This window comes from Microbacterium xylanilyticum (assembly GCF_054654695.1).
This window is the reverse complement of the sequence record NZ_BAAIEN010000002.1, coordinates 2,862,518-2,884,732: the sequence shown is the minus strand read 5'-3', so window position 1 is coordinate 2,884,732 and position 22,215 is coordinate 2,862,518. Positions and strand designations below refer to the sequence as shown.

Genomic DNA, 22,215 nt, shown 5'->3' with positions numbered 1-22,215 from the left:
AGATGAGGATGGTCGCTGCGATCGCCCTCGCCACCGGCCTGACGCTCAGCACGGCCGGCTGCGTCGCGAACGCCAACGCGAACAAGGGCGGCACCGCCACCGGCTCCGCGAACCAGACGCTCACGATCGCCTACTCGGAGGGCGGCAAGACGCTCGACCCGGCCGAGGCGAACGACGGCACGAGCGACACCCTGGTGCTCGCCGCCTACGACCAGCTGGTCACGTACGGCACCAAGACCGAGAACGGCAAGCAGGTGTCCGACACGGCCACGATCAAGCCGATGATCGCGGAGAAGTGGGACGTGGACGCCGCCAACACCACGTACACCTTCACGCTGCGCAAGGACGTCACCTTCCAGGACGGCAAGAAGCTCACGGCCCAGGACGTCGTCCGCAGCTACGAGCACATCAAGGCCTCCGCGTCGGCGAGCTTCCTCTACAAGATGGCTGGGATCGCCACCGTCACCGCGAAGGATGACAGCACGGTCGTGATCACCCTCACGGCGCCGAACCACCTGTTCCTGCAGATCATCCCGATGTACTCGTTCTCGATCATCGACATGGACCAGGTCGACAAGAACGGTGGGCCCACTTGGCTCGCCACCAACACAGCCGGATCCGGTCCTTACAAGATCGACAGTTACGACCCGGCCAGCGCCGCCAAGCTGACCGCCTCCGCGTCCTACTGGGGTGAGAAGCCCGCCGTCGGTACCGTGAACATGAAGTTCGTCGGGGACGCGTCCAACCGCCTGCAGCTGATCCAGAAGGGGTCGGTCGACCTGGCGCTGGAGATCGCGCCGAAGGATCTGAAGGGCCTGAACGGCAAGGGCGGGGTCGTCGTCGACTCCCGTCCGAGCAACAAGATCCTGTTCTTCGCGATGAACAACAAGATCGCTCCATTCGACAACCCCAAGGTGCGTCAGGCGATCACGTACGCCATCCCCTACGACAAGCTCGTCTCCGACGTCATGCAGGGCCAGGCGAGCCCGATGCGCTCCGCGGTCGCCAGTTCGACCCCTGGCTTCTCGGACAAGGGATACAAGGCTGAGCACGACCTCGACAAGGCCAAGAAGCTGCTCGCTGAGGCCGGCTACCCGAACGGCTTCTCGTTCGACTTCACGCTCGGATCCGGCTTCCCGGACTGGAACGACGACGCGGTGCTGATCCAGGCCGAGCTCGCCAAGATCGGCGTCACCATGAACATCCACAACATGGCGCGCGCCCAGTTCCTGGAGGCGCTGGCCGGCAAGAACGTGCAGTCCTACATCAGCCGCTGGACCTCGTTCGTGAACGACCCCGGCTACCACCTCGGCCTGCTGATGACGTCGTCCGGGTCGAGCAACTACATGAACTACAGCAACCCGGAGGTCGACAGCGCCTGGCAGCAGGCCGCGACCGAGCCCGACGCCGCCAAGCGCAACGCGCTGTACGCCACGATGCAGGACCAGATCGACGAGGACGCGCCCTGGGGCTACCTGTACGAGTACAACATCGCGGTCGCCGAGCGCAGCGACGTCGAGGGGTACACCTCGTACCCGGACGGCCTGATCCGGTTCTTCCAGCTCAGCAAGAAGTCCTGAGCCGCCGTCCCTGACCGGCATCGAGAGCACAGTGAGAAAGAGAGACGCATCCATGACCGTCATCGCCGAGTGGGAGCAGCGGCTCCTCGCCGCTGTCGAGGAGTCGCAGGACGAGCTGCTGGCCCTGGCCGGGCTGCTCATCCGGACCCCGAGCGAGAACCCGCCGGGGGACTGCACCGAGATCGCGGACGTGATCGCCGGGCTGTTGCGCGATGAGGGCATGGATCCTGAGCTCTTCGATGCCGGTCAGGGGCGCATCAGCGTGGTCGCGCATCGCGGCGAGAAGGGGGAGGACCGCCACCTGGTCTTCGCCGGTCACAGCGACGTCGTCCCCATCGGGGACGTCTCGCGGTGGACCTTCCCGCCCACCGCGGGCGATGTCGTGGACGGCTGGCTCCGCGGGCGCGGCGCCAGCGACATGAAGGCGGGCCTGGCCGGCCTCATCCACGTGTACCGCCTGCTGCACCGTCTCGGCGTGCCGCTGCGCGGCCGGATCTCGCTCGCGGCCGTGCCCGACGAGGAGACCGGCGGGCGCCTCGGCGCCGACTGGCTGCTCGGCCAGGGCGTGCTGGACGGCGCGACCGGCGGCGTGATCGCCGAGCCCGCCGAGCGCGACCACCCCACGATCGGGCAGAAGGGCAGCAACTGGTTCCGGCTGACCGTGCGGGGCATCCCAGGCCACGGCAGCCTGCAGCCCGTGCACGGCGTGAGTGCCAACCTGCTCGGGGCGAAGGCGATCCTCGCTCTGCAGCGGCTCTGGGACATGGTGCCGGACGCCCCCGAGGAGCTCAAGGAGCTCATCGCCGACTCGCAGCGCTTCGCGGTGCAGCGCGAAGGCTACGCTCCCGAGGTCGCCCAGGTGTTCGAGCACGTCACGATCAACGTGGGCACGATCCACGGGGGCACCTCGACCAATGTCGTCGCCGACACCTGCGTGATCGAGTTCGACACGCGCGTGCCGATCGGCCTCAGCCGCGCCCAGGTGCTGCAGCGCGCGAAGGAGATCCTCGCCGAGGAGGGCATCGACGCCGAGATCGAGCCCATCGGGTTCATGAGCGAGCCGAACTGGACCGCCCCGACGGATTCGATCGTCGAGACCCTGGTCGGGGCGCTCCGCGAGCTCTCCGATCCCGAGGCCCAGGGCGTGCTGCAGTGGGCGTCCTCGGACGCGCGCACCTTCCGCAGCCACGGCATCCCGGTGCTGCAGTACGGCCCCGCCGACCTCAAGACCATCCACAGCTTCGACGAGCGCGCCCTCGCCAGCGACGTGGTGCTCGCCGCCAAGGTGTACGCGATCACGGCCCTGCGCTATTTGGGCCTGCGCGACGACGCCGACCGTCCCGCACTCTGAGAGAGACCAACCCATGCTGAACCACGTTCTGACCGTCGTCGACCTTCTCGACTCGCCCGGCACCTCCGGCGAGGTGCTCGCCGCGCACCTGCGCTCCTTCGAGGCTCCCGGTGCGGAGATCACCGTGAACCGGGTCGAGGGGGACAAGGGCGCCACGGACTTCGTGCGCGTCTTCCTGCCGGGCTCCGCGGGACGCTCCACGGGCGGATCCGCACGCACCCTGGGCATCATCGGGCGGCTCGGCGGCGTCGGCGCACGTCCCGAACTGATCGGCTACGTCTCCGACGGGGACGGCGCGGCCGCGGCGCTCGCCGCCGCCGCGAAGCTGCTGCAGATGGCGGGTCGCGGAGACGTGCTCCCGGGCGACGTGGTCGTCACCACGCACGTCACCGGATGGGCGCCCACGCAGCCTCACGACCCGGTGCCGTTCATGGACTCGCCGGTCGACATCCTCACGATGAACCGACACGAGGTCGAGGAGTCGATGGAGGCCGTGCTGTCCATCGACACCACCAAGGGCAACCGCACCATCAACCACCGCGGTATTGCGATCTCGCCGACCGTGAAGGAGGGGTACATCCTCCGGCCCAGTGAGGACCTCGTGGGCGTCGCCGAGACGGTGACCGGGCGATCCGCCGTGGTCTTCCCGCTCGCCACGCAGGACATCACCCCCTACGGCAACGACCTGCACCACCTCAACTCGATCCTGCAGCCGGCGGTCGCCACGACCGCTCCGGTCGTGGGTGTCGCGATCACGACGGCGGTCCCCGTGGCCGGATGCGCGACGGGTGCGAGCCACGAGGTCGACATCGAGCTCGCCGCCCGCTTCGCCGTGGAGACGGCGAAGTACTTCGGCGCCGGCAGCCTGTCGTTCTTCGACGAGGAGCAGTTCGCCCGGCTGACGTCGCTGTACGGCAGCGCCGGTCACCTGCAGACGCTCGGGAACGTCGAGGCCTGACATGTCCGCGCTGCTTCGCGTCGAGGACCTCCGGGTGCGGGTGGACGCTCGCCGCGGGACCTCCTTCCCCGTGGACGGGATCGGCTTCGAGATCGCTCGCGGGGAGACCCTGGGGCTGGTCGGCGAGTCCGGGTCGGGCAAGAGCCTGACGGCGATGTCTATCATCCGGCTGCTGCCGACTCGCGCGGTGCGGATGGACGGCGGGCGGATCCTGTTCGACGGCGAGGACATGGCGAGGATTGGCGCGAAGGGCATACGGCGGATCCGCGGCAACCGGATCGGCACGATCTTCCAGGAGCCGATGACCGCGCTGAACCCGGCGTTCACGGTCGGCTTCCAGATCCGGGAGCCGCTGCGGCGGCACCTCGGGCTGAGCCGGAAGGCTGCGGAAGACCGCGCCATCGAGCTGCTGGAGATGGTCGGCATTGAGCGCTCGGCACAGGTCGCGGCGTCGTACCCGCACCATCTCTCCGGCGGCATGCGCCAGCGGGTGATGATCGCGATCGCGATGTCCTGCGAGCCCGATCTGCTCATCGCCGACGAGCCGACCACGGCGCTCGACGTCACGACCCAGGCGCAGATCCTCGACCTCATCCTGCAGCTGCAGGAGAGCCACGGCACCGCTGTGCTGCTCGTCACCCACGACCTCGGCGTCGTCGCCGAGGCCTGTCAACGGGTCGCCGTGATGAGGCACGGCCGGATCCTGGAGACCGGCGGTGTCCGCGAGATCTTCCACGCGCCGCAGCACCCGTACACGCGGGCGCTGCTCGAGTCGATGCCCGCGCGCAATGCGGGGGAGCGGCGCCTGCCCACCCTGCCCGAGGAGGTGTTCGGATGAGCGCTCTGCTGAGCGTCCGTGGACTGGTCAAGGAGTATTCGCAGCGCGGTGGACGTCAGGGTGAGGTGTTCCGCGCGGTCGACGGCGTCGACTTCGACCTGCACGAGGGGTCGACGCTCGCGATCGTCGGCGAATCCGGATCCGGGAAGTCCACGACCGGTCGCTGCGTTCTGCGCCTGACCGAGCCCACCTCGGGCAGCGTCGCGTACGACGGGGTTGACCTGCTCCGGCTGAGCCCGGCGCAGATGCGGGCGCAGCGGGCGCACATGCAGATCGTGTTCCAGGACACCTACGCTTCCCTGGATCCGCGATGGACCGTCGGCCGGCTGCTCGCCGAGCCGCTCCGGCTGCGCGAGCGACTCACGCCGGCGCAGCAGCGGACCAGGGTGTGCGAGATGCTCGAGCTCGTCGGTCTCGACGCCACGCATGCCGATCGCTACCCGCACGAGTTCTCCGGCGGTCAGCGTCAGCGCATCGGCATCGCCCGTGCGCTCATGCTCAAGCCCCGGCTCGTCGTGTGCGACGAGCCGGTCTCCGCGCTGGATGTGTCGGTGCAGGCTCAGGTGCTGAATCTCATGAAGGATCTGCAAGACGAACTCGGTCTCAGCTACCTGTTCATCTCGCACGACATCGCCGTGGTCGAGTTCATGGCCGACGACGTGATCGTGATGAACAAGGGACGGGTGGTCGAGGCGGGGATGTGCGCCGACGTGCTCGCGGCTCCGAAGGATCCCTACACGAAGGCGCTGCTCGCCGCCGTGCCGGTTCCGGATCCGGACGCGCACGAGGACCGGGCCCTGCGCCGGGCCGTGATCGAGGCGGGCCTCGCGGCGCCGGTCGGCGCCGACACCGCAGGCGAGGCATGAGCGTGCTCGGGCTGGTCACGATCGGACAGGCGCCGCGCGTCGACGTCACCCCCGACATCGCCCCGCTGCTCGCGGGGGTCGAGCTCGTCGAGCGCGGCGCTCTGGACGAGCTCGACGACGAGGGCATCGCCGCGCTGGCGCCGGCCGAGGGGGAGAAGGTGCTCGTGTCCCGGCTCCGCGACGGCGGCATGGCCGTGCTCAGCGAGGAGCGCATGCTGCCCCTCGTGCAGGCCGCGATCGACCGCGTCGTCGCGGACGGCGCCGGCGCCGTGCTGCTGCTGTGCACGGGGCATCTGCCCGGGCTCACGGCCGCCGTGCCGCTGTACACCGCCGAGCAGCTGGGGCGGGGTGCCGCCGCCGCGCTCATCGGCGATGGGCGGCTCGGCGTGATCGTGCCCGAGCCCGAGCAGGCGGGCCCGATCGTCGAGCGCTGGCGGGACGACCACGGCCTGCATGCGGCGGTCGCCGTCGCGGATCCGTACACCGCCTCGGACGAGGTCTTCGTCCAGGCCGGGGAGGCGCTGCGCGCGCAGGGCGTCGAGTGGATCTTCCTCGACTGCATCGGCTACTCCGAGCGCATGCGGGCGCTCGTCGCCGGATCCGGATCCGCCAGGGTGCTGCTCGCGCGCACGCTGGCCGCGCGGCTGGTGGCAGAAGCCGTCTGAGCCGGGATAGTCCGGTCGAAAGATGACGAAACGCGGCCTCCCGTAGAAAGCCGCGTTTTCGTCTCGGTCGTCGCTGCGCTCTTCCTCGCTCAACGATCGGTTGGATCTCGGCCGTTGAGCGACGCTTCGACTCGCTCCGCTCGCTCAGCGCGAGGCCCCGCGTGACGAAACGCCTGCGGCGTCGTCGCTCAACGACCGGTGGGGAGATCAGAGCTCCGGGACGATGCGGATCGCGCCCTTGTCGGCGGACTGGGCGAAGTGCGCGTACGCGCGCAGCGCGGGGCTGACCTCGCGGACGCGGTTCTTCGGGCGGTAGCCGCCATTGGCCTCGAGCTGCTCGCGGCGACGCTCCAGCTCCTCCCACGGCACCTCGAGCTCGAGCTTTCGGGTGGGGATGTCGATCGAGATGATGTCGCCATCCTCGACGAGCGCGATCATGCCGCCGGCGGCCGCCTCGGGCGAGATGTGGCCGATGGACAGGCCCGAGGTGCCGCCGGAGAAACGGCCGTCGGTGATCAGCGCGCAGGCCTTGCCCAGCCCGCGGCCCTTCAGGAACGACGTCGGGTAGAGCATCTCCTGCATGCCGGGGCCGCCCTTGGGGCCCTCGTAGCGGATGACGACGACGTCGCCCTCCTTCACCTGCTTGTTCAGGATCTTCTCGACGGCCTCGTCCTGCGACTCGCACACCACCGCGGGGCCGGAGAACGTCCAGATCGACTCGTCCACGCCCGCGGTCTTCACGACGGCGCCGTTCTCGGCGATGTTGCCGTGCAGCACGCCCAGGCCGCCGTCCTTCGAGTACGCGTGCGCGATGTCGCGGATGCAGCCGGTCTCGGCATCGGTGTCGAGCGAGGCCCAGCGCTCGGACTGCGAGAACGCGGTGGACGAGCGGCGTCCGCCCGGGGCTGCGTGCCACAGGTCCTCGGACTCGGCCGAGGCGGATCCGCCACGGATGTCCCACTCGTCCAGCCACTCGCCGAGCGTGGCAGCGTGCACGGTGTGCACACTGTCGTCGAGCAGGCCGCCGCGGCGCAGCTCGCCGAGCAGGGCGGGGATGCCGCCCGCGCGGTGCACGTCCTCCATGTAGTACGTCTTTCCGCCCGCGGAGTTCGGGGCGACCTTCGCGAGGCACGGCACGCGGCGCGAGATCGCGTCGATCGCGGCGAGGCCGAAGTCCACGCCTGCCTCGTGCGCGGCGGCGAGCAGGTGCAGGATCGTGTTGGTGGATCCGCCCATGGCGATGTCCAGCGCCATCGCGTTGCTGAACGCGGCCTCGGTCGCGATGCTCTTGGGGAGCACGCTGTCGTCGTCGCCCTCGTAGTAGCGCTTGGCGTTCTCGACGACGAGCGCGCCGGCCTTCTCGTAGAGCGCGCGGCGGGCGGTGTGGGTGGCGAGCACCGAGCCGTTCCCGGGGAGCGACAGGCCGATCGCCTCGGTGAGGCAGTTCATCGAGTTCGCGGTGAACATGCCCGAGCAGGAGCCGCAGGTCGGGCAGGCCGACTCCTCGATGCGCAGGATGTCGGCGTCGGAGATCTTCTCGTTCACGGCGTCGCTGATCGCGTCGACGAGGTCGAGCGAGCGCACGGTGCCGTCGACGAGGGTGGCGCGGCCGGCCTCCATCGGACCGCCGGAGACGAACACCGTGGGGATGTTCAGGCGGAGCGCGGCGAGGAGCATGCCGGGGGTGATCTTGTCGCAGTTCGAGATGCAGACCAGGGCGTCGGCGCAGTGCGCGTTGACCATGTACTCGACGGAGTCGGCGATGAGGTCGCGCGAGGGGAGCGAGTAGAGCATGCCGCCGTGGCCCATGGCGATGCCGTCGTCGACGGCGATCGTGTTGAACTCGCGCGGGATGCCGCCGGCCTCGGTGATCGCGTCGGAGACGATCCGGCCGACGGGGGCGAGGTGGGTGTGCCCGGGCACGAACTCGGTGAACGAGTTGGCGACGGCGATGATCGGCTTGCGACCGAGATCGGCGCCGTTCACGCCGGCGGCGCGGAAGAGGGCGCGGGCGCCGGCCATGTTGCGTCCGTGGGTGACCGTGCGAGAGCGATAAGCGACCATGGGGACCATTGTGGCCCCGCTGCGGGATTCTGCCGAGCCCCGGGGCGAGGAGGGTTTGTACTAGTACTCGGAGTACTGTTTTCGCATGATCCGTCCACGTACGCCGCGCCGCGAGCAGCTCGGGGAGTTCCTCGCCTCCCGGCGGCGTGCCGCGAGCCGTTCCGCACTCGGTCTGCCGCGGGCCTCCCGGCGCGGCGACATCGGCCTGAGCCGCGAGGAGGTCGCCGCGCTCGCCGGTGTCAGCGCCAGCTGGTTCACCTGGCTCGAGCAGGGCCGCGACATCGGCGTCTCCCGGCAGGTGCTGGGTGCGGTCGCCCGCGTGCTGCAGCTGAGCCCTGCGGAGACGGACTACGTGGTGCGGCTCGCCGGACCCGAGGAGGATTCCGCCGCCGAGGAGGCGGAGCGGATCCCGGAGCACCTGCAGCGGCTCGTCGACGCGCTGGGCTTCCCGGCGTTCGTGGTGGCGAGCGACTGGGCGATCGTCGGCTGGAACGCCCCCTACGCCCGACTGTACGCGCCGATCGGATCCGTGGATCCCGCCGAGCGCAACCTGCTCTGGCTGATCTACACGGATCCGCGGCTGCGCCGCATGCTCCCCGACTGGGACCAGGAGAGCCGCCGCTTCCTCGCCGAGTTCCGGGCGGAGTCGGGCGTGCGGCTGGGATCGGACCGGCACCGCGCCCTCATCGACCGGCTCCTCGGGGCGAGCGACGACTTCCGCACCCAGTGGGCGGAGCACGCGGTGGAGCGCTTCGCCTCGCGCCGCCGGGTGTTCCTGCACCCCGACGACGGCCGGCTGGAGTTCGAGCACCACAGCCTGGTCCCCTCGGACGCCCCGGGCCTGGCCGTGGTGATGTACGTGCCGGTCTGAGCCGCCGGGGCGTCAGCGGGTCATGCGCAGCACGGTCGTCACGTTGAGCCGGTGCGCCGAGCGGATCCGGTAGCCGAGGGATTCGAGGTGCCGCACGTCGGGCGAGACATCGGCGGCGGGGCCCCGTTCCACGGCCCAGACCGTCGGGCCGAGGTCGGCCGCGGTGAGCTCGGTGTTGGGGCGCGTCTCGTCCCACAGGCCCGGGCGTGCCCGGAACGAGGCGACCAGAGCCGGATCCCGCAGTCCTGCGACGCCGGAGGGGTACACCGCCGCGATCAGCCGCGGCTCCTCGGAATCCTTGGGACGATCGTCGTAGACCACGGCATCGCCCGGTGCGGCGTGCGTCTGCAGGTAGGCGGCCGCCTGGCGCCAGTCGCTGTCGTCTTTCGCGTACGGACCGCGCTGCACCACGAGATTCGGCAGGAACCCGGCGAGCACGGCCGTCAGCAGCACCGCGCCCAGCACGGACGCGTGCATCGGAAGTCGCTTCGCCGCCCACGCCGCCGTCGCCTGCACGCCGAGGGCGACGAGCACCGCGGCCGCCGGCGTGCAGAACGACAGGTAGCGCACCGTGTACATCGGTGCGAGGACCGCGCTCGCGATCAGGGTCGACACGGTCGGCAGCACGAGCCAGAGGCCGGCGAGCAGCGCCAGCCGTGCTCTGCCGGCGTCTTCGCGGCGTCCACGGAACGCCGCGACCGCCCCGATCGCGATGAGCGCTCCGCACGGCCACGCGGTCACCGGATCGAACCACTGCAGGGCGAGCACGTTCTCGGGCGTGATGTAGTCGCGGTGGAACAGGAACCCGATCTGGTTCCGCTCGGAGGCGGCCAGCAGCATGATCGGCACCGCCAGCAGCACCCCGAAGGCGGACCAGGCAGTCCAGATCCGCATCCGCTCGAGATGGATCCAGAGCACGAACACGCCGTGCACGACGACCAGGAGCGCCAGGTACAGGAAGACGTAGACCGCGGCGGCCATTCCGAAGGCGTATGCGGCCCACAGCCACGACGTCCGCCGGCGCTCCAGCAGCGCCAGCAGCAGCGCGGTCAGCCAGACCGCGATCGCGGTGCTGATCGCATAGGAGCGGGCCTCGGCCGCCATGACCGCCGTGCGCGGCAGCAGTGCCGCGATGAGGCCGGCCCCGAGGGCGAGACGAGGCCCGGAGAACCGACCGGCGAGGACCGCGGTGCCGGCGGCGAGGAACCCGGCCGCGATCGCGCTGGGGAGCCGCACGGAGAACTCGCTCGCGCCGAACAGGCCGATCCACACGTGCAGGAAGGCATAGTACGCGCCGTGCACCCCGTCGACGGTCTGCAGCATCCGCCACAGCTCCGGCCAGGTGCGGGAGGCGGACATGACGCTCGCCGCCTCGTCTCCCCAGAACGACGGGATCCAGGATCCGCAGACGCCGGCGAGCAGACCCACGAGACCGGCGATGAGGGCCGCGCTGCGCAGCGGCGCATGATCGGTCGACGTCTGCACGGGTCGATCCTGCGATGCTCTCCTTTGCGCGCGCCGAGCGGGCGCGGCGATCAGGGCCCGGTGCGGGCGGTGTACCCCAGCCGACGCTGCAGCTGCCGCGCCGTGTCGGACACGGCCGCGACGATCGCGCTCTCGTCCACGGGTGCGTCGTCGGCCCAGGTCATGGCGACGGCCGCGACGGGCCAGTCCACGTGGTCGCGCACGGCGATCCCGACCGAGCGGAAGCCGGCGGTGATCTCGCCGTCCTCCCGGGCGACGCCGTCGCGGCGAACCTCGCGCAGCAGCTCGTTCAGCTCGCGCGGCCGGGTCGGCCCTCCGCCGGTGCGCTGGGCGAACGCGGTGGCGTCCGGGTACAGGGCGCGCACCTGCTCGCGGGGGAGCGCGGCGAGCATGGCGCGGCCGGTCGCGGTGAGGTGCGCGGGCAGCCGTACGCCGACGTCGGTGATCAGTGCGGGGCGGCGCAGTGCGCGCTCCTCGACGATGTAGAGCACGTCGCGGCCCGTCATCACGGCGAGATGCGCGCTCTCGCCGAGCCTGTCGGCGAGGGCCGCCAGCAGGGGACGCCCGAGACGGGCGAGCGGCTCCTGCCGGGCGTAGCCGCCGGCGAGCTCGAAGGCGCTCGTGCCGAGGCCCCAGCGGCGCTCCTGCGGCAGGTGCACGACGAAGCCGTGCGCCTCGAGCGTGGCCAGCAGGTGGTACACCGTCGATCGCGGGATCTCCAGTTCGCGGGCCAGGGCCGAGGCGGCGACCGGGCCCGCGCGGCGCGCGAGGAAGCGCAGGATCCGCAGCGTGTGATCCGCGGCTGGGACTTGAGGCCGATCATCGACCGCGGCGGGGCGCGCATGCGCCCTCACAGCGGCGTCGCGGTCGGGTGTCACGCACCCAGGATCCCACGCCCGTCGCGGATCCGGATGTCGGATGTCCGTCGTCTGCGGGCGCCGTCACTCGTGCACGGGTGCGGAGTCACCCTTGGGCGGGGCCGGAGAAGCGGTCGGCGCGGAACGCGGTCAGCAGCGGTGACACGAACCCGGTGGCGATCTCCTCGGCGACGAGCTCTCCGGCGATCAGTCCCTGGGTGGCGCCGCTGTGGCTGAACGCCACGTACAGACCAGGCACCTCGCGGATCGCCCCGTAGACCGGCTCGCCGTCTGCGGGGACGGGCTTGTAGCCGGATCCGACCCGGGCGACCGTCAGCTGCGGGTGCCCGGTCAGCACGCGGCGCGCCTCGTCGAGAAGCCGGGCGATCACGTCCTCCGCGATGTGCAGCGCACCGTCCTCGCCGACCTCGATCGAGCGCTCCGACCAGCCCGAGTCCATAGCCAGGCCCCCGTCGACGGTGCGGCGGATCGCCACATGCGGCGTGTTCAGCGTCGCCGTCAGCGGGCTGTCCACGGGGTGCGTGAAGGCGACGAAGGCGGGCGGGCTCGAGGTGCCGATGTCGACGCCGAGCGCGGCGAGCTGTCCCGGCACCGAGGGCCCCGTGGCGAGCAGCACGGCGTCGCCGTGCACCACCTCGCCGCCGGCCGTGCGCGCGCCCACCGCGCGCCCGTCCTCGATCACGGGCTGGGTCGCCCCGGCGCCCTGCACGATCGATCCGCCGCATGCGGTGATCTCCTCGGCCAGCAGCGCGATGACCGACGGCAGGTCGACCCAGCCCTCGCCCGGGTTGAAGATGGCGCCCTCTGCCGCCACGGCGGCGGGATCCACGCCCGGCTCGACCTGCGCGATGCGGTCGCGATCCACCCACTGCGCGTCGTAGCCGCGGGCGCGCTCCGTCTCGAAGAGGTCACGGAGGGATTCGCCGTCCTCCTCGTCGGCCCACATCAGTCCGCCCGTGAACCGCAGATAGCGGTGAGCATCGGCGTGCTGCGCCGCCCAGGTGCGCCAGCGGTCGATGCCCGCCATGCGGATCGCGTAGTACGGCGCCGGCCAGTTCCAGGCCGCGTTGAGCCAGGCCAGGGAACGCCCGGAGGCGCCGCTGGCGAGGCGGTCCTCCGTCACCAGGGTCACCCGCACACCGCGGCGCGCCAGCTGGACTCCCGCCGAGGTGCCGAAGATGCCACCGCCCAGGATCACGACGTGGGCGGGATGCGGATCGGTCATGGCTCTCCTCCGGTGCCTGCGGACGCCGAGCGACCGCGCTGTCAGGGCCGATTCAACGTGATACCGGTCCCATACGCAGTCGAGCGTAATCTCCGGCCGGACCCTCGGTCAAGGGTTCTCGTCGAGGGCGAAGGCTGTCTTTCGCGGGCCGGCCGGGGTCGACGCCCGTCACCGATGGTCCGAGCCGCGCGACATTCCGCGGTTTCTGCGCCGCGGGACGCCGAGCGGGATGGATTCGCGACCGCCTCTTGACCGCCGATCCGGCGGTGTGTCAGGATGACCGCAGTGAGACCGGTATCAGTCTCAACGTCCACGAAGGGAAATCAGGCCGTGCTCAAGTTCAACGAAGAGGAATTCACCGCCCAGCTCGCCAGCGCTGCGGCGCTGCGTCCCGAGATCGAGGCGCTGGTCGCCCGAATCGGCGACGGCGTGAAGAACGTGTACTTCCTCGGCGCGGGGGGCTCGTACGCCGAGATGATGCCCTACGCCCAGCTCCTGCAGACGACCTCGACGCTGCCCGGTGCGGCCGCTGTCGCGCAGGAGTTCCTCCTGACCCCCGACACCGCGTTCGGCGAGGGCTCCCTGGCCGTGTTCGTCTCGGCCACCGGCTCGACGCCCGACGTGAACCAGGCGATCGACTGGGCCAAGGCGAAGGGCGCCACCACGGTCGGCTTCACGGGCGAGGCGGACAGCCCCTTCGCGAAGGCGCTGGACCACGTCTTCCTCTCCAGTGCGCACTCCTACGACATCCAGCTGCTGCTGCTCATCACCGGTCTGCTGCGCGCACGCGGCGAGTTCGACGACTACGAGGAGCTCGCCGACCAGCTGGCGCTGCTGCCGGGCCTGCTCGTCGACGTGGCCAAGAAGTCCGACTCCAAGGCGTCGGTGTTCGCGAACAAGCACAAGGACGTCGAGTACCTCTTCGTCGTCGGATCCGGCAACGTGTGGGGCTACGCCTATCTCTACTCGATGTGCGTGCTGGAGGAGTGCCAGTGGCTGCACACCACGCGCGTGCACGCCGCCGAGTTCTTCCACGGCTCCCTCGAGCTCATCGAGAAGGACACCACGACCCTGCTGTTCTTCGGCGAGGACGCGACCCGTCCACTGATGGACCGGGTGCGCAACTTCGTCGAGCTCTACTCCGACGACGTCACCGTGTTCGACACCGCCGACTACCCGCTGGAGGGCATCTCCCCGAAGTTCCGCTCGCTGCTCTCCCCGCTCGTGATCGGCACGGCGGCGAGCCGGCTGAGCACTCACCTCGAGCTCGTCCGCAATCACCGCCTCGACGTGCGCCGCTACTACCGCGTCGTCGAGTACTGAGGGGGATCGTGGTGAAGGTCCTCGGTCTCGGCGACAACGTCATCGATCGCTTCGTCGACAGACGGATCGACTATCCCGGTGGCAACGGCGTCAACGTCGCCGTGTTCGCCCATGAGCTCGGGGCCGACGCCGCCTACCTGGGCGTGTTCGGATCGGATGAGGCGGGTGCCTTCCTCCGGTCCGAGCTCGCCGGCATCGGCCTCGACCTGTCGCGCTGCATCGTCCGCGAGGGCGAGACGGGCATCGCGCTGGTCGAGGTCGTCGGCGGGGACCGGATCTTCCTGGGCGGCAATGACGGCGGAGTCACCGTGCGCGAGCCCATTGTGCTCGACCGGGAGGACCTGGAGTACGTCGCCGGGTTCGACGTCGTCCACTCGGGGGTGTATTCGGCCACCGAGACCCAGCTTCCGCTCGTGGCGGGCACCGGGGCGCTGCTGACCTACGACCTCTCCAGCGAGGACCGGTTCCGCTCGGCGGAGTATCTGGATCCGCTCGCGCCGCATCTCGACCTGGCGCTGCTGTCGTGCTCCGACCTGTCCGCATCCGATACCGGGGAGCTGCTGCGCGCGGTGGTCGCGCGGGGCGCGCGGATGGCGGTCGGCACCCGGGGTGCCGAGGGGTCGCTCCTGTTCGACGGGGCGGTCCTGCACCGCGCGGATGCCGCTGCGCTCGACCCCGCGCGACCGGTCGCCGACACCATGGGGTGCGGCGACGCCTTCCTCAGCGCGCTGGTCTGCGCGCTGCATGCGGCCGGGTGGCGGAAGGGCGAGCGTCCGTCCGCCGAGGCCGTCGGCGCAGCGCTCGCGGAGGCATCCGCCTACGCGGCGGAGCAGTGCTTCACCGACGGCGCGTTCGGCCATGGCCGGCCCACGCCGCCCGGTGCGCCGATGTCGTTCGATCCGTCCTCGGCGCAGCGCTGACGCCGTCGGGCGTCGGCTAGATTGGCGGGACGGCGAGCCGTGACCACGGCGATGTCGTCGCGAGAAGGAGGTGCGATGCCCGTCCATCGATCCAGGTCCGTCTCCTCGCCGACGGTCGCCGAGGTCGCCGCCGAGGCGGGGGTCGGCAAGGCGACCGCGGCGCGGACGCTCGGGAACTACGGTGCGGTGAGCCCCGCGGCGCGCGCCAGGGTGCTCGCGGCCGCCGAGAAGCTCGGTTACCGGCCGAACAGCCTCGCGCGCAGCATGACCACGGGCATCACGCAGACCATCGGCGTCATCGTGGCCGACGTCAGCAACCCGTTCTTCGCGGGCGTGATGCGCGGCATCGCGGATGCCTGCGAGGCGACCGACTACACGGCCATCGTGATGAGCACCGACGAGAAGCTCGCCACAGAGCGCTCCGCGATCGGCGTGCTCATCGACAAGCAGGTCGACGCGCTCATCATCGCGTCGGCCGCACTCGTGCCCACCGAGACCACGCACATCCTGGAGGCGATGAGCCGCCGGATCCCTGTCGTCCTCATCGACCGCAAGGTGCGCGGCCTCGACCTCGACGCGGTCGTGATCAACAACCGCGAGGCGGCGCGCGACGCAGTCCGGCGCTTCACCGAGCTGGGGCACCGCCGCATCGCGTTCGTCTGGGGTCCGGCATTGCGCGGCGAGCTGCCGGATCGGAAGCGGCTGCTCAGCGCCAGTGAGGACTGGCTGTGGAGCGAGACCGAGCGCCTGCGGGGCTACGTCGACGCCCTGGAGGAGGCGGGGATCGCGCTGGATCCGCTCCTGGTGAGCACATGCGACCACAACGAGGAGGCCACGGTCGGCGCCGTCGCCGACATGCTCGCCCTGCCCGACCCGCCGACCGCGGTGCTGACCACCGAGACCGACGCGGTCGTGGGCACGCTCCGTGCGATCCGCGCCGCTGGACTGCGTCATGGGGAGGACGTCTCGGTGATCGGCTTCGACGACAGCTCGTGGGCGAGCGTGATCGAGCCCCCGCTGACGATGATCGCCCAGCCCATGCTCGAGCTGGGCCGCGCGGCGGCCCGGCACGCGTTCGCGCGCATCGCGGGGGACGACGGCGACGCCGTGATCGAGACCATCCCGTCGGCCCTCATCTCGCGCGCCTCGGTGCTGCCGCCGCGCGAGGGGGCTGTCAGCGCTGACGCCGGACGTTGAATCCGATCAGCGCGCCCCGGTGGTAGTCCTCGGCGAGCAGCACCCGCCGTCCCGCGCGGGTCAGGCAGACCTCGGTCACCAGCAGCCACGGCCCGAGCCCGGTCAGGCGGTGCCTGCGCGCCAGGTCGAACGGCAGCTCCACAGCGCTGATCCGTGCCACGGAGGACAGGATCCCGTGCCCGTTCGCCTCGAGCGCCTCGGTGAGCGGGGCGGACCAGTCCCTGTGCGTCAGGGGCCCGGGCAGTGCGTCGCGCACGATGTGGTCGATGCTGAACACGAGCGGCTCTCCGTCGCCGTAGCGGAGCCGAGCGAGCCGGATCAGCGGCGTTCCCGGCGCGATGTCGAGGCTGCGCGCCTGCTCGGCGTCGGCAGGCACCTCGCCGACGGAGAACACCGAGGTGGTCACCTCGTGACCGAGCCGTGCCAGCATCTCGGTCACCCCCTCGTAGCGCGTGATGGGCCGCTCCACGACCGCCGCCGCGAGGGCGGACACGAATCGCCCCTTGCCCTGCACGGCGTCGACGAGGCCGTCCTCCTCGAGGCGCTTGAGGGCCTCGCGCACCGTCGACCGCGCCACGCCGAAGCGCTCCGCGAGCTGCGCCTCGGTGGGCAGCCGGTCGCCGGGGGAGAGGCTCTCGTCGGAGATCATCCGGGCGAGCTCGTCGCGCAGCGAGGCCGTGGCGACGCGGCCCTCGCCCGGCGCCGGCGGCGCGGCTGTCGCGGAGCCCGCGGTGGGCTCGGTCGGACGCGGGGTCATCCCCTCATCCTCCCATTCCGCTCGGCCGCCTCACTGCGGGAACCCGCCGATGTGGACGCAGGTGCGCGCGGCCGCCCTCGCCCCGGCAGCGAGGGCGTCGGGGACCGCGGCCCCGCCCAGCCGCGCGGCGAGGAAGCCGGCGATGAAGCTGTCGCCGGCCCCGGTGGTGTCGACCACCTCGACCGGCACGGCGGCGCAGTGCCACCGCCGGCCGGTGGCGTCGACGGCGAGCGCCCCCGCGGCGCCGCGCGTGACCACAGCGAGCGCGGCGCCGCCGTCGAGCGCCTCCGCGGCCGCGCGCTCCGCCGCGGAGCCGTCCTCCCCGGCCGAGCAGAAGGCCGCGTCGAGCCCGCGGTACCCCGAGGAGACCGCGCAGTCCTGGCTGATCACCAGGCCCGGGCGGGCGCCGCGCAGCCGGTCCACCAGGTCGGCGGCGTCCGGGACCATGCCCAGGTGCACCGCGTCGTACGCGGCGAGCCGCGTGATCTCGTCGTCCGCGGGGCGATAGTGCGCTGTGACTCCGAAGTCTTCGCGCACGAAGACGCGGTCGCCGTCCGCGGTGTGCGCGATCTCTGTGACCGCGGTCGCACCTTCGGCGACGATCAGGCCGGAGACGTCGACGCCGCGCTCGCGCAGAGCGCGCGTGATCGCCTCGCCGTCGGGGTCGGCGCCGACCGCGCCGAAGTAGCCCGCTTCGACCCCCAGCGCGCTCAGCTGCACGGCGACGTTCAGCGCGTTGCCGCCCACGAGCACAGGGCCTCCCTGGAAGCGGTCCACGGTGTTGTCGCCCACGGCGGCGATGCGGATGCGCACTGCCACGTCGCGCTCAGTACTCGATGCGCCGGTAGTAGCGGCGCGTGGTGAGCGGGTGGTCGCGCAGCACCTCCAGATGCGCGCTGACCCGCTCCAGCACGGTCGCGATCAGCACGTGCGGGATGAGCGCCCGCACGTCCGCGGACACACCGGGCAGCGCGAAGCGGGCGGTGTCGATGACGGTGAGCCGATCGGTGACCGTCGGCACCCAGCGCTCCACGCGCTCGGCGAGCGGCCGCGAGGCGTCCTCGCCCTTGAACAGCAGCACGCTGACGCCGGGCTCGACGAGCTCGAGCGTGCCGTGGAAGAAGTCCGACGCGTGGATCGGCCGGGTGCGGATCCACTGCATCTCCTCCAGGATGCAGGTGCCGTAGTACCAGGCCTCCGTCCAGACCGGTCCGGCGCCGGTGACGATGTGGTAGTCGTCGTGCTGGATCTCCGCGGCGATCGCGGCGGCGGTGGGCTCGAACGCCTCCTTGACGTCCACGAGCAGGTGCGGGAGCGTCTCGAGCTCGGGGAGCACCGCGTCGAGGCGGCCGCCCTGGTCGAGCGCGTCCAGCAGCGCGAGCGCGATGACGAGGGACTGCAGGTAGAACGACTCGGAGGACGTGTCGTCCTCGGCGAAAGCGGTGAACGCCACGTCGGCCTGCCGCGCCACCGGGGAGTCCTCATGCGCCGTGAGCGCGATGACGGTCGCACCGCGCTGCTGGGCGTGCTCGAGCACGGCGATCGCCTCGCGGGTGGTGCCCGACAGTGACGGGATCACCACGATCGAACGGGGGCCGAGCGTCGCGGAGCCCACGGCGACGAGCTCTGCTGCGTTCTCCAGGTGGACGGGGAAGTCGCTCTGGCGCGAGATCAGCTGCGCAGCCGGCTCCATGAGCCGCCCCGCGCCCCCGGCGCCGAGGAAGAAGATGTTCTGTGCTCCGTCGGCCAGGAGCGACCCGATGAGCTGCTGCAGCGATCGCGCGTGGGCGAGCGCGCCGCTCTGGATCCGGACGAAACGCTCGGGGTCGAAGTTCAGCATGCGGCGGTCCTTTCAGATTCAACTTGTCGGACAACAGTGTGAGTCATCAGAGGAATACTGTCAAGAGCGCGCAGAGCCGCGGAATTCCACGGGAGCACGCCATAGCGACGCGAGGTAAGAGCAGGGCGGAGTGCGGCTCCATGCCCGCCGACGTTGCCGCACGAGACCCAGCCACCGGGAAGTGAAATGTCGATTGACACCGGTCTCAATTCCGTGTCAGACTTCCGGTGTCCGTTGGACGGCGCACGTTACAGAGAGGTGAGTGCGAAACATGAGGCTGACACGAAAGACCATGTCCCTGGCGGTCGCAGGATTCGCCGCGCTGCTGCTCAGCAGCTGCTCGGCGCCGTCGACCGGGGGCGGATCCGGCGCGGTCGACCTGGACAAGGTCGACTACCACGGCACGATCTCGATGGTGAACAAGTTCTCCGACCCGAGCACGTCGAAGTACTTCCCGGAGATGGCGAAGGAGTTCGAGAAGGCGCACCCCGGCGTAACCGTGAAGGTCCAGCAGGAGTCCGATCAGGGCTACAAGGACAAGATCAAGGTGCTGGCCTCGTCGAACAGCATCCCCGACATCTACTTCTCATGGCCCGGCTCCTACGCGAAGCAGTTCGTCGATGCGGGCCTGGCCCTCGACCTCACCTCGGCGATCGGCAAGGGCACGGCCTGGAACGATTCCCTCGCACCCTCGGCCGTCGACGCCGGCGCCTACGACGGCAAGAACTACGGGGTCCCGATCGACCTCGATGCGAAGTTCATGTTCTACAACAAGAAGATCTTCGCCGACAACGGCATCAGCGTCCCGAAGACGTTCGACGACCTGCTCTCGGTGTGCAAGACGCTCAAGGCGAAGGGCATCGCGCCGGTCAACTTCGGCAACAAGAACGGATGGCCGGCCCTGCACTACGTGACGCAGCTGAACGCGTACAACGTGCCTGCCGCCACGCTGCAGAAGGACTACTCCTCGGACAAGGGCTCGTACACCGATCCCGGATACGCCAAGGCGCTCGAGCAGTTCACCCAGATCATGGACCAGTGCACCGTGACCGGGACATCGGCCAACGGCATCGACCACACCGACGCGCAAGTCGGCTTCGGCGCGGACAAGTCGGCGATGATGTACCTCGAGTCGCTCGAGATCGGACTCCTCAAGGACACCCAGGCGGACAAGGACGGGTTCGGCCTGTTCCAGCTGCCCCCGCCCAGCGACGCGAAGGGCGACACCGGAGCGCTCGTCGGCGCCCCCGATCTGCTGATGGTCAACCCGAAGTCGAAGAACCCCGCGCTGGCCGTCGCCTTCCTCAAGTTCGTCGTCTCGAAGGAGGGCGCCGCCAAGATGCCCGACCTGATGAGCGGATACCCGAGCCCGGTCAAGGACTCGCTGGACGCGGCGACAACGCAGCCGCAGGTGGTCGAGGCGATGAGCGACCTCGCCAAGGCGTCGAGCCTGGCGATCTGGCTCGACACCGTCGCCGCCCCGCAGGTCGCGCAGGCCTACCTCGCCGGCGGCGAGGCTCTGGTGGGCGGCAGCAGCTCACCTGCCGACGTGATGAAGTCGGTGCAGCAGGCCGCCGGATCGAAGTGAGCCGGGCCTCCTCATGAGCCACATCACCGTCACCGAAGCGATCGTCACCCGCGGTCGCACCGGACGGCGAGGCCCCGCCGGCCGCCGGTCGCCCCTCCGGGCGATCGGCGGCTGGCGATCGCTCCTGTGGGTGGTGCCCGGCCTCGTGCTCGTCGCCGGCTTCGTGTACTACCCGCTGGTCGAGAACATCTATCTCAGCTTCTTCCAGTGGTCGGTCTTCAAGCCGATCCCCGAGTTCGTGGGCGGGGCCAACTACGCGCACGCCGCGCAGGATCCGATCTTCTGGCGTTCACTGTTCAACAACATCGCCTACGCCGTCGTCTCGCTCGTCTTCCAGGTCGCGGGAGTGCTGATCCTCGCGGCCCTCGTGGAGACCTTCGTGCGCAAGCGTGGCGGGATCCTCCGCGCGATCTACTTCATCCCGTCGGCGATCTCGCTGACCGTCGCCGGCCTGCTGTTCTACTTCCTCTACCAGCCGGAGACCGGTCTGCTGAACGAGTTCCTGCGCGTGGTCGGGCTCGGCGGATTCGCGCAGGCGTGGCTCGGCCAGGAGTCGACGGCGATCTGGGCCATCATCGTGATGAGCCAGTGGCAGAGCTTCGGATACACCACGCTGCTCTACTCCGTCGCGATCCAGCGGATCCCGCGGGAGCTCTACGACGCCGCCGATCTCGACGGCCTCGGCGCGATCCGGCGCATCTGGTACATCACCACGCCGCTGGTGCGCGAGATGAGCACCCTGCTCATCATCGTCACGGTGACCGGCGCGTTCCAGGTCTTCAACGAGGTCATGGTCATGACCGCCGGCGGCCCCAACAACAGCAGCCAGGTGCTGGGCACCTGGCTCTACCACGCGGGATTCATCAACAACGAGTTCGGGTACGCCGCGGCGATCGCCACGGTCGTCTTCGTGATCACGATCGTGCTGGCCGTCGTGCAGCTGTGGATCTCGCGTCGAAGGAGAGTCGAATGGTGACCAGGCTCCGGTTCGCCGGCATCATCCTGCGCCTGCTCGTGTGGGGGCTGCTCGTCGTCATCGCCCTGCTCGTGGTGGTGCCGCTGGGGTGGATGCTGCTGAGCAGCCTCAAGGTGAACCAGCAGTTCCTCTCCGACCCGTTCGGTCTGCCCACGACGCTCAACTGGAGCAACTACGCCGATGCGTGGAACCTCGGCGTGGGGCGGTACCTGATCAACAGCGTGATCGTCACGGTGCTGTCGATCATCGCGACGACCCTCATCAGCGCGTGGGCCGCCTTCGGCCTCACCAAGCTCGTGATGCCGTTCTCCCGCACCATCCTGTTCCTCATCGTGGGCGGCATGATGCTCGCGCCGACCGTGGCGCTGATCCCGCTGCTGCGGATGCTGCAGGCGCTCGGGATCTACGACTCGCTGCTCGGTCTGATCATCCTGTACACCGCGTTCCGAATCCCGTTCACGACGTTCCTGATCCGCTCGTACATGATCGATCTGCCGCACGAGGTGGACGAGGCGGCCCGGCTGGACGGGTGCTCCCGTGCTCAGCAGTTCTGGCGGCTGACCCTGCCGATGTCGATGCCGATCGTGATCTCCGCGGTGATCCTGCAGTGCCTGTTCGCCTGGAACGAGTACCTGTTCGCGTTCATCTTCGTCAGCAGCAGCGACACCATGACCCTGCCCGTCGGACTCGCCAACCTCGCCTCGAAGCTGTCCACGAACTACCCGATGATCTTCGCCGGGATGACCCTGGCCTCGGTCCCGATGATCGTGTTCTTCTTCGCCGCGCAGCGCTTCTTCGTGCGAGGCCTGGCCGAGGGGATCGGCAAGTAGATG

20 protein-coding genes are annotated in these 22,215 nt (G+C 70.2%); 13 read left to right on the top strand and 7 right to left on the bottom strand.

The window, feature by feature from the left end:
* Positions 1-8 precede the first annotated feature (8 nt).
* From ACYQ1L_RS14430 to ACYQ1L_RS14405, 6 genes are read left to right on the top strand one after another with little or no spacing between them, the layout of a single operon-like run.
* Positions 9-1,580, top strand: a complete 1,572-nt coding sequence (locus ACYQ1L_RS14430) for an ABC transporter substrate-binding protein (protein ID WP_460004767.1) — start codon at positions 9-11, stop codon at positions 1,578-1,580.
* A gap of 52 nt (positions 1,581-1,632) precedes the next feature.
* On the top strand, positions 1,633-2,931 hold the full coding sequence (locus ACYQ1L_RS14425; protein ID WP_460004766.1) for a M20 family metallopeptidase: 1,299 nt from the start codon (positions 1,633-1,635) through the stop codon (positions 2,929-2,931).
* Positions 2,932-2,944: 13 nt separating this feature from the next.
* A complete protein-coding gene (locus ACYQ1L_RS14420; protein WP_460004765.1) occupies positions 2,945-3,889 on the top strand; it encodes a DUF1177 domain-containing protein in 945 nt (314 codons plus the stop codon).
* A 1-nt stretch (position 3,890) separates the two neighbouring features.
* Positions 3,891-4,727: an ABC transporter ATP-binding protein gene (locus ACYQ1L_RS14415; protein WP_460004764.1), complete on the top strand. Its 837-nt coding sequence runs from the start codon at positions 3,891-3,893 to the stop codon at positions 4,725-4,727.
* On the top strand, positions 4,724-5,593 hold the full coding sequence (locus ACYQ1L_RS14410; protein ID WP_460004763.1) for an ABC transporter ATP-binding protein: 870 nt from the start codon (positions 4,724-4,726) through the stop codon (positions 5,591-5,593). Before ACYQ1L_RS14415 ends, ACYQ1L_RS14410 begins: the two co-directional genes overlap by 4 nt.
* Positions 5,590-6,258 carry an AroM family protein gene (locus ACYQ1L_RS14405; protein ID WP_460004762.1) on the top strand — a complete coding sequence of 223 codons (669 nt, stop codon included), beginning with the start codon at positions 5,590-5,592 and terminating at the stop codon, positions 6,256-6,258. Before ACYQ1L_RS14410 ends, ACYQ1L_RS14405 begins: the two co-directional genes overlap by 4 nt.
* A 207-nt stretch (positions 6,259-6,465) precedes the next feature.
* Here ACYQ1L_RS14405 and ilvD read toward each other — a convergent pair whose 3' ends face one another.
* On the bottom strand, positions 6,466-8,322 hold the full coding sequence (gene ilvD, locus ACYQ1L_RS14400) for a dihydroxy-acid dehydratase (RefSeq protein ID WP_460004761.1): 1,857 nt from the start codon (positions 8,320-8,322) through the stop codon (positions 6,466-6,468).
* A gap of 85 nt (positions 8,323-8,407) precedes the next feature.
* On the opposite strand from ilvD, the gene ACYQ1L_RS14395 reads away from it, so the two are divergent.
* Entirely contained in the window at positions 8,408-9,193 is a 786-nt protein-coding gene (locus ACYQ1L_RS14395; RefSeq protein WP_460004760.1) for a helix-turn-helix transcriptional regulator, read from the top strand.
* A gap of 12 nt (positions 9,194-9,205) precedes the next feature.
* On the opposite strand, the gene ACYQ1L_RS14390 is transcribed toward ACYQ1L_RS14395, so the two are convergent.
* The 3 genes from ACYQ1L_RS14390 to ACYQ1L_RS14380 form a co-directional block, all read right to left on the bottom strand.
* Positions 9,206-10,678, bottom strand: coding sequence for a glycosyltransferase family 39 protein (locus tag ACYQ1L_RS14390; protein WP_460004759.1), 1,473 nt, complete (start codon positions 10,676-10,678; stop codon positions 9,206-9,208).
* A 50-nt stretch (positions 10,679-10,728) separates the two neighbouring features.
* Positions 10,729-11,532, bottom strand: coding sequence for an IclR family transcriptional regulator (locus ACYQ1L_RS14385; RefSeq protein ID WP_460005833.1), 804 nt, complete (start codon positions 11,530-11,532; stop codon positions 10,729-10,731).
* 109 nt (positions 11,533-11,641) lie between these two features.
* Positions 11,642-12,781: an NAD(P)/FAD-dependent oxidoreductase gene (locus tag ACYQ1L_RS14380; RefSeq protein WP_460004758.1), complete on the bottom strand. Its 1,140-nt coding sequence runs from the start codon at positions 12,779-12,781 to the stop codon at positions 11,642-11,644.
* Positions 12,782-13,111: 330 nt separating this feature from the next.
* Here ACYQ1L_RS14380 and ACYQ1L_RS14375 point away from each other — a divergent pair, with 330 nt between their 5' ends.
* The 3 genes from ACYQ1L_RS14375 (at position 13,112) to ACYQ1L_RS14365 (ending at position 16,221) form a co-directional block, all read left to right on the top strand.
* Positions 13,112-14,104 (top strand): SIS domain-containing protein, encoded by a 993-nt coding sequence (locus tag ACYQ1L_RS14375; RefSeq protein WP_460004757.1) that lies wholly within the window; start codon positions 13,112-13,114, stop codon positions 14,102-14,104.
* Between the two features lie 8 nt (positions 14,105-14,112).
* Positions 14,113-15,024 carry a PfkB family carbohydrate kinase gene (locus ACYQ1L_RS14370; protein WP_460004756.1) on the top strand — a complete coding sequence of 304 codons (912 nt, stop codon included), beginning with the start codon at positions 14,113-14,115 and terminating at the stop codon, positions 15,022-15,024.
* Between the two features lie 75 nt (positions 15,025-15,099).
* Positions 15,100-16,221, top strand: a complete 1,122-nt coding sequence (locus tag ACYQ1L_RS14365) for a LacI family DNA-binding transcriptional regulator (protein ID WP_460004755.1) — start codon at positions 15,100-15,102, stop codon at positions 16,219-16,221.
* Here the strand turns inward: ACYQ1L_RS14365 and ACYQ1L_RS14360 are convergent.
* Genes ACYQ1L_RS14360 through ACYQ1L_RS14350 form a run of 3 tightly spaced genes read right to left on the bottom strand, consistent with a single transcriptional unit; the run spans position 16,199 to position 18,818 of the window.
* Positions 16,199-16,978, bottom strand: a complete 780-nt coding sequence (locus ACYQ1L_RS14360) for a GntR family transcriptional regulator (protein WP_460004754.1) — start codon at positions 16,976-16,978, stop codon at positions 16,199-16,201. The two genes, ACYQ1L_RS14365 and ACYQ1L_RS14360, sit on opposite strands and share 23 nt — an antisense overlap.
* Positions 16,979-17,008: 30 nt before the next feature.
* The gene (locus tag ACYQ1L_RS14355) at positions 17,009-17,797 is read right to left on the bottom strand and encodes a PfkB family carbohydrate kinase (RefSeq protein WP_460004753.1); all 789 of its coding nucleotides are present in this window, start codon (positions 17,795-17,797) and stop codon (positions 17,009-17,011) included.
* Positions 17,798-17,804: 7 nt separating this feature from the next.
* On the bottom strand, positions 17,805-18,818 hold the full coding sequence (locus tag ACYQ1L_RS14350; RefSeq protein ID WP_460004752.1) for an SIS domain-containing protein: 1,014 nt from the start codon (positions 18,816-18,818) through the stop codon (positions 17,805-17,807).
* Positions 18,819-19,089: 271 nt separating this feature from the next.
* Between ACYQ1L_RS14350 and ACYQ1L_RS14345 the strand changes: the two genes are divergently transcribed.
* Genes ACYQ1L_RS14345 through ACYQ1L_RS14335 form a run of 3 tightly spaced genes read left to right on the top strand, consistent with a single transcriptional unit; the run spans position 19,090 to position 22,212 of the window.
* Positions 19,090-20,406, top strand: coding sequence for an ABC transporter substrate-binding protein (locus ACYQ1L_RS14345; protein WP_460004751.1), 1,317 nt, complete (start codon positions 19,090-19,092; stop codon positions 20,404-20,406).
* Between the two features lie 13 nt (positions 20,407-20,419).
* Entirely contained in the window at positions 20,420-21,382 is a 963-nt protein-coding gene (locus ACYQ1L_RS14340) for a carbohydrate ABC transporter permease (protein ID WP_460004750.1), read from the top strand.
* Entirely contained in the window at positions 21,376-22,212 is an 837-nt protein-coding gene (locus ACYQ1L_RS14335) for a carbohydrate ABC transporter permease (protein ID WP_460004749.1), read from the top strand. The genes ACYQ1L_RS14340 and ACYQ1L_RS14335 overlap by 7 nt, the downstream gene beginning before the upstream one ends.
* Positions 22,213-22,215 lie beyond the last annotated feature (3 nt).

Coding starts and splice junctions, on each gene's coding strand:
- ACYQ1L_RS14430 (WP_460004767.1), top strand. CDS start 9: ATGGTCGCTGCGATCGCCCTCGCCACCGGCCTGACGCTCAGCACGGCC.
- ACYQ1L_RS14425 (WP_460004766.1), top strand. CDS start 1,633: ATGACCGTCATCGCCGAGTGGGAGCAGCGGCTCCTCGCCGCTGTCGAG.
- ACYQ1L_RS14420 (WP_460004765.1), top strand. CDS start 2,945: ATGCTGAACCACGTTCTGACCGTCGTCGACCTTCTCGACTCGCCCGGC.
- ACYQ1L_RS14415 (WP_460004764.1), top strand. CDS start 3,891: ATGTCCGCGCTGCTTCGCGTCGAGGACCTCCGGGTGCGGGTGGACGCT.
- ACYQ1L_RS14410 (WP_460004763.1), top strand. CDS start 4,724: ATGAGCGCTCTGCTGAGCGTCCGTGGACTGGTCAAGGAGTATTCGCAG.
- ACYQ1L_RS14405 (WP_460004762.1), top strand. CDS start 5,590: ATGAGCGTGCTCGGGCTGGTCACGATCGGACAGGCGCCGCGCGTCGAC.
- ilvD (WP_460004761.1), bottom strand. CDS start 8,322: ATGGTCGCTTATCGCTCTCGCACGGTCACCCACGGACGCAACATGGCC.
- ACYQ1L_RS14395 (WP_460004760.1), top strand. CDS start 8,408: ATGATCCGTCCACGTACGCCGCGCCGCGAGCAGCTCGGGGAGTTCCTC.
- ACYQ1L_RS14380 (WP_460004758.1), bottom strand. CDS start 12,781: ATGACCGATCCGCATCCCGCCCACGTCGTGATCCTGGGCGGTGGCATC.
- ACYQ1L_RS14365 (WP_460004755.1), top strand. CDS start 15,100: ATGCCCGTCCATCGATCCAGGTCCGTCTCCTCGCCGACGGTCGCCGAG.
- ACYQ1L_RS14360 (WP_460004754.1), bottom strand. CDS start 16,978: ATGACCCCGCGTCCGACCGAGCCCACCGCGGGCTCCGCGACAGCCGCG.
- ACYQ1L_RS14350 (WP_460004752.1), bottom strand. CDS start 18,818: ATGCTGAACTTCGACCCCGAGCGTTTCGTCCGGATCCAGAGCGGCGCG.
- ACYQ1L_RS14345 (WP_460004751.1), top strand. CDS start 19,090: ATGAGGCTGACACGAAAGACCATGTCCCTGGCGGTCGCAGGATTCGCC.
- ACYQ1L_RS14340 (WP_460004750.1), top strand. CDS start 20,420: ATGAGCCACATCACCGTCACCGAAGCGATCGTCACCCGCGGTCGCACC.
- ACYQ1L_RS14335 (WP_460004749.1), top strand. CDS start 21,376: ATGGTGACCAGGCTCCGGTTCGCCGGCATCATCCTGCGCCTGCTCGTG.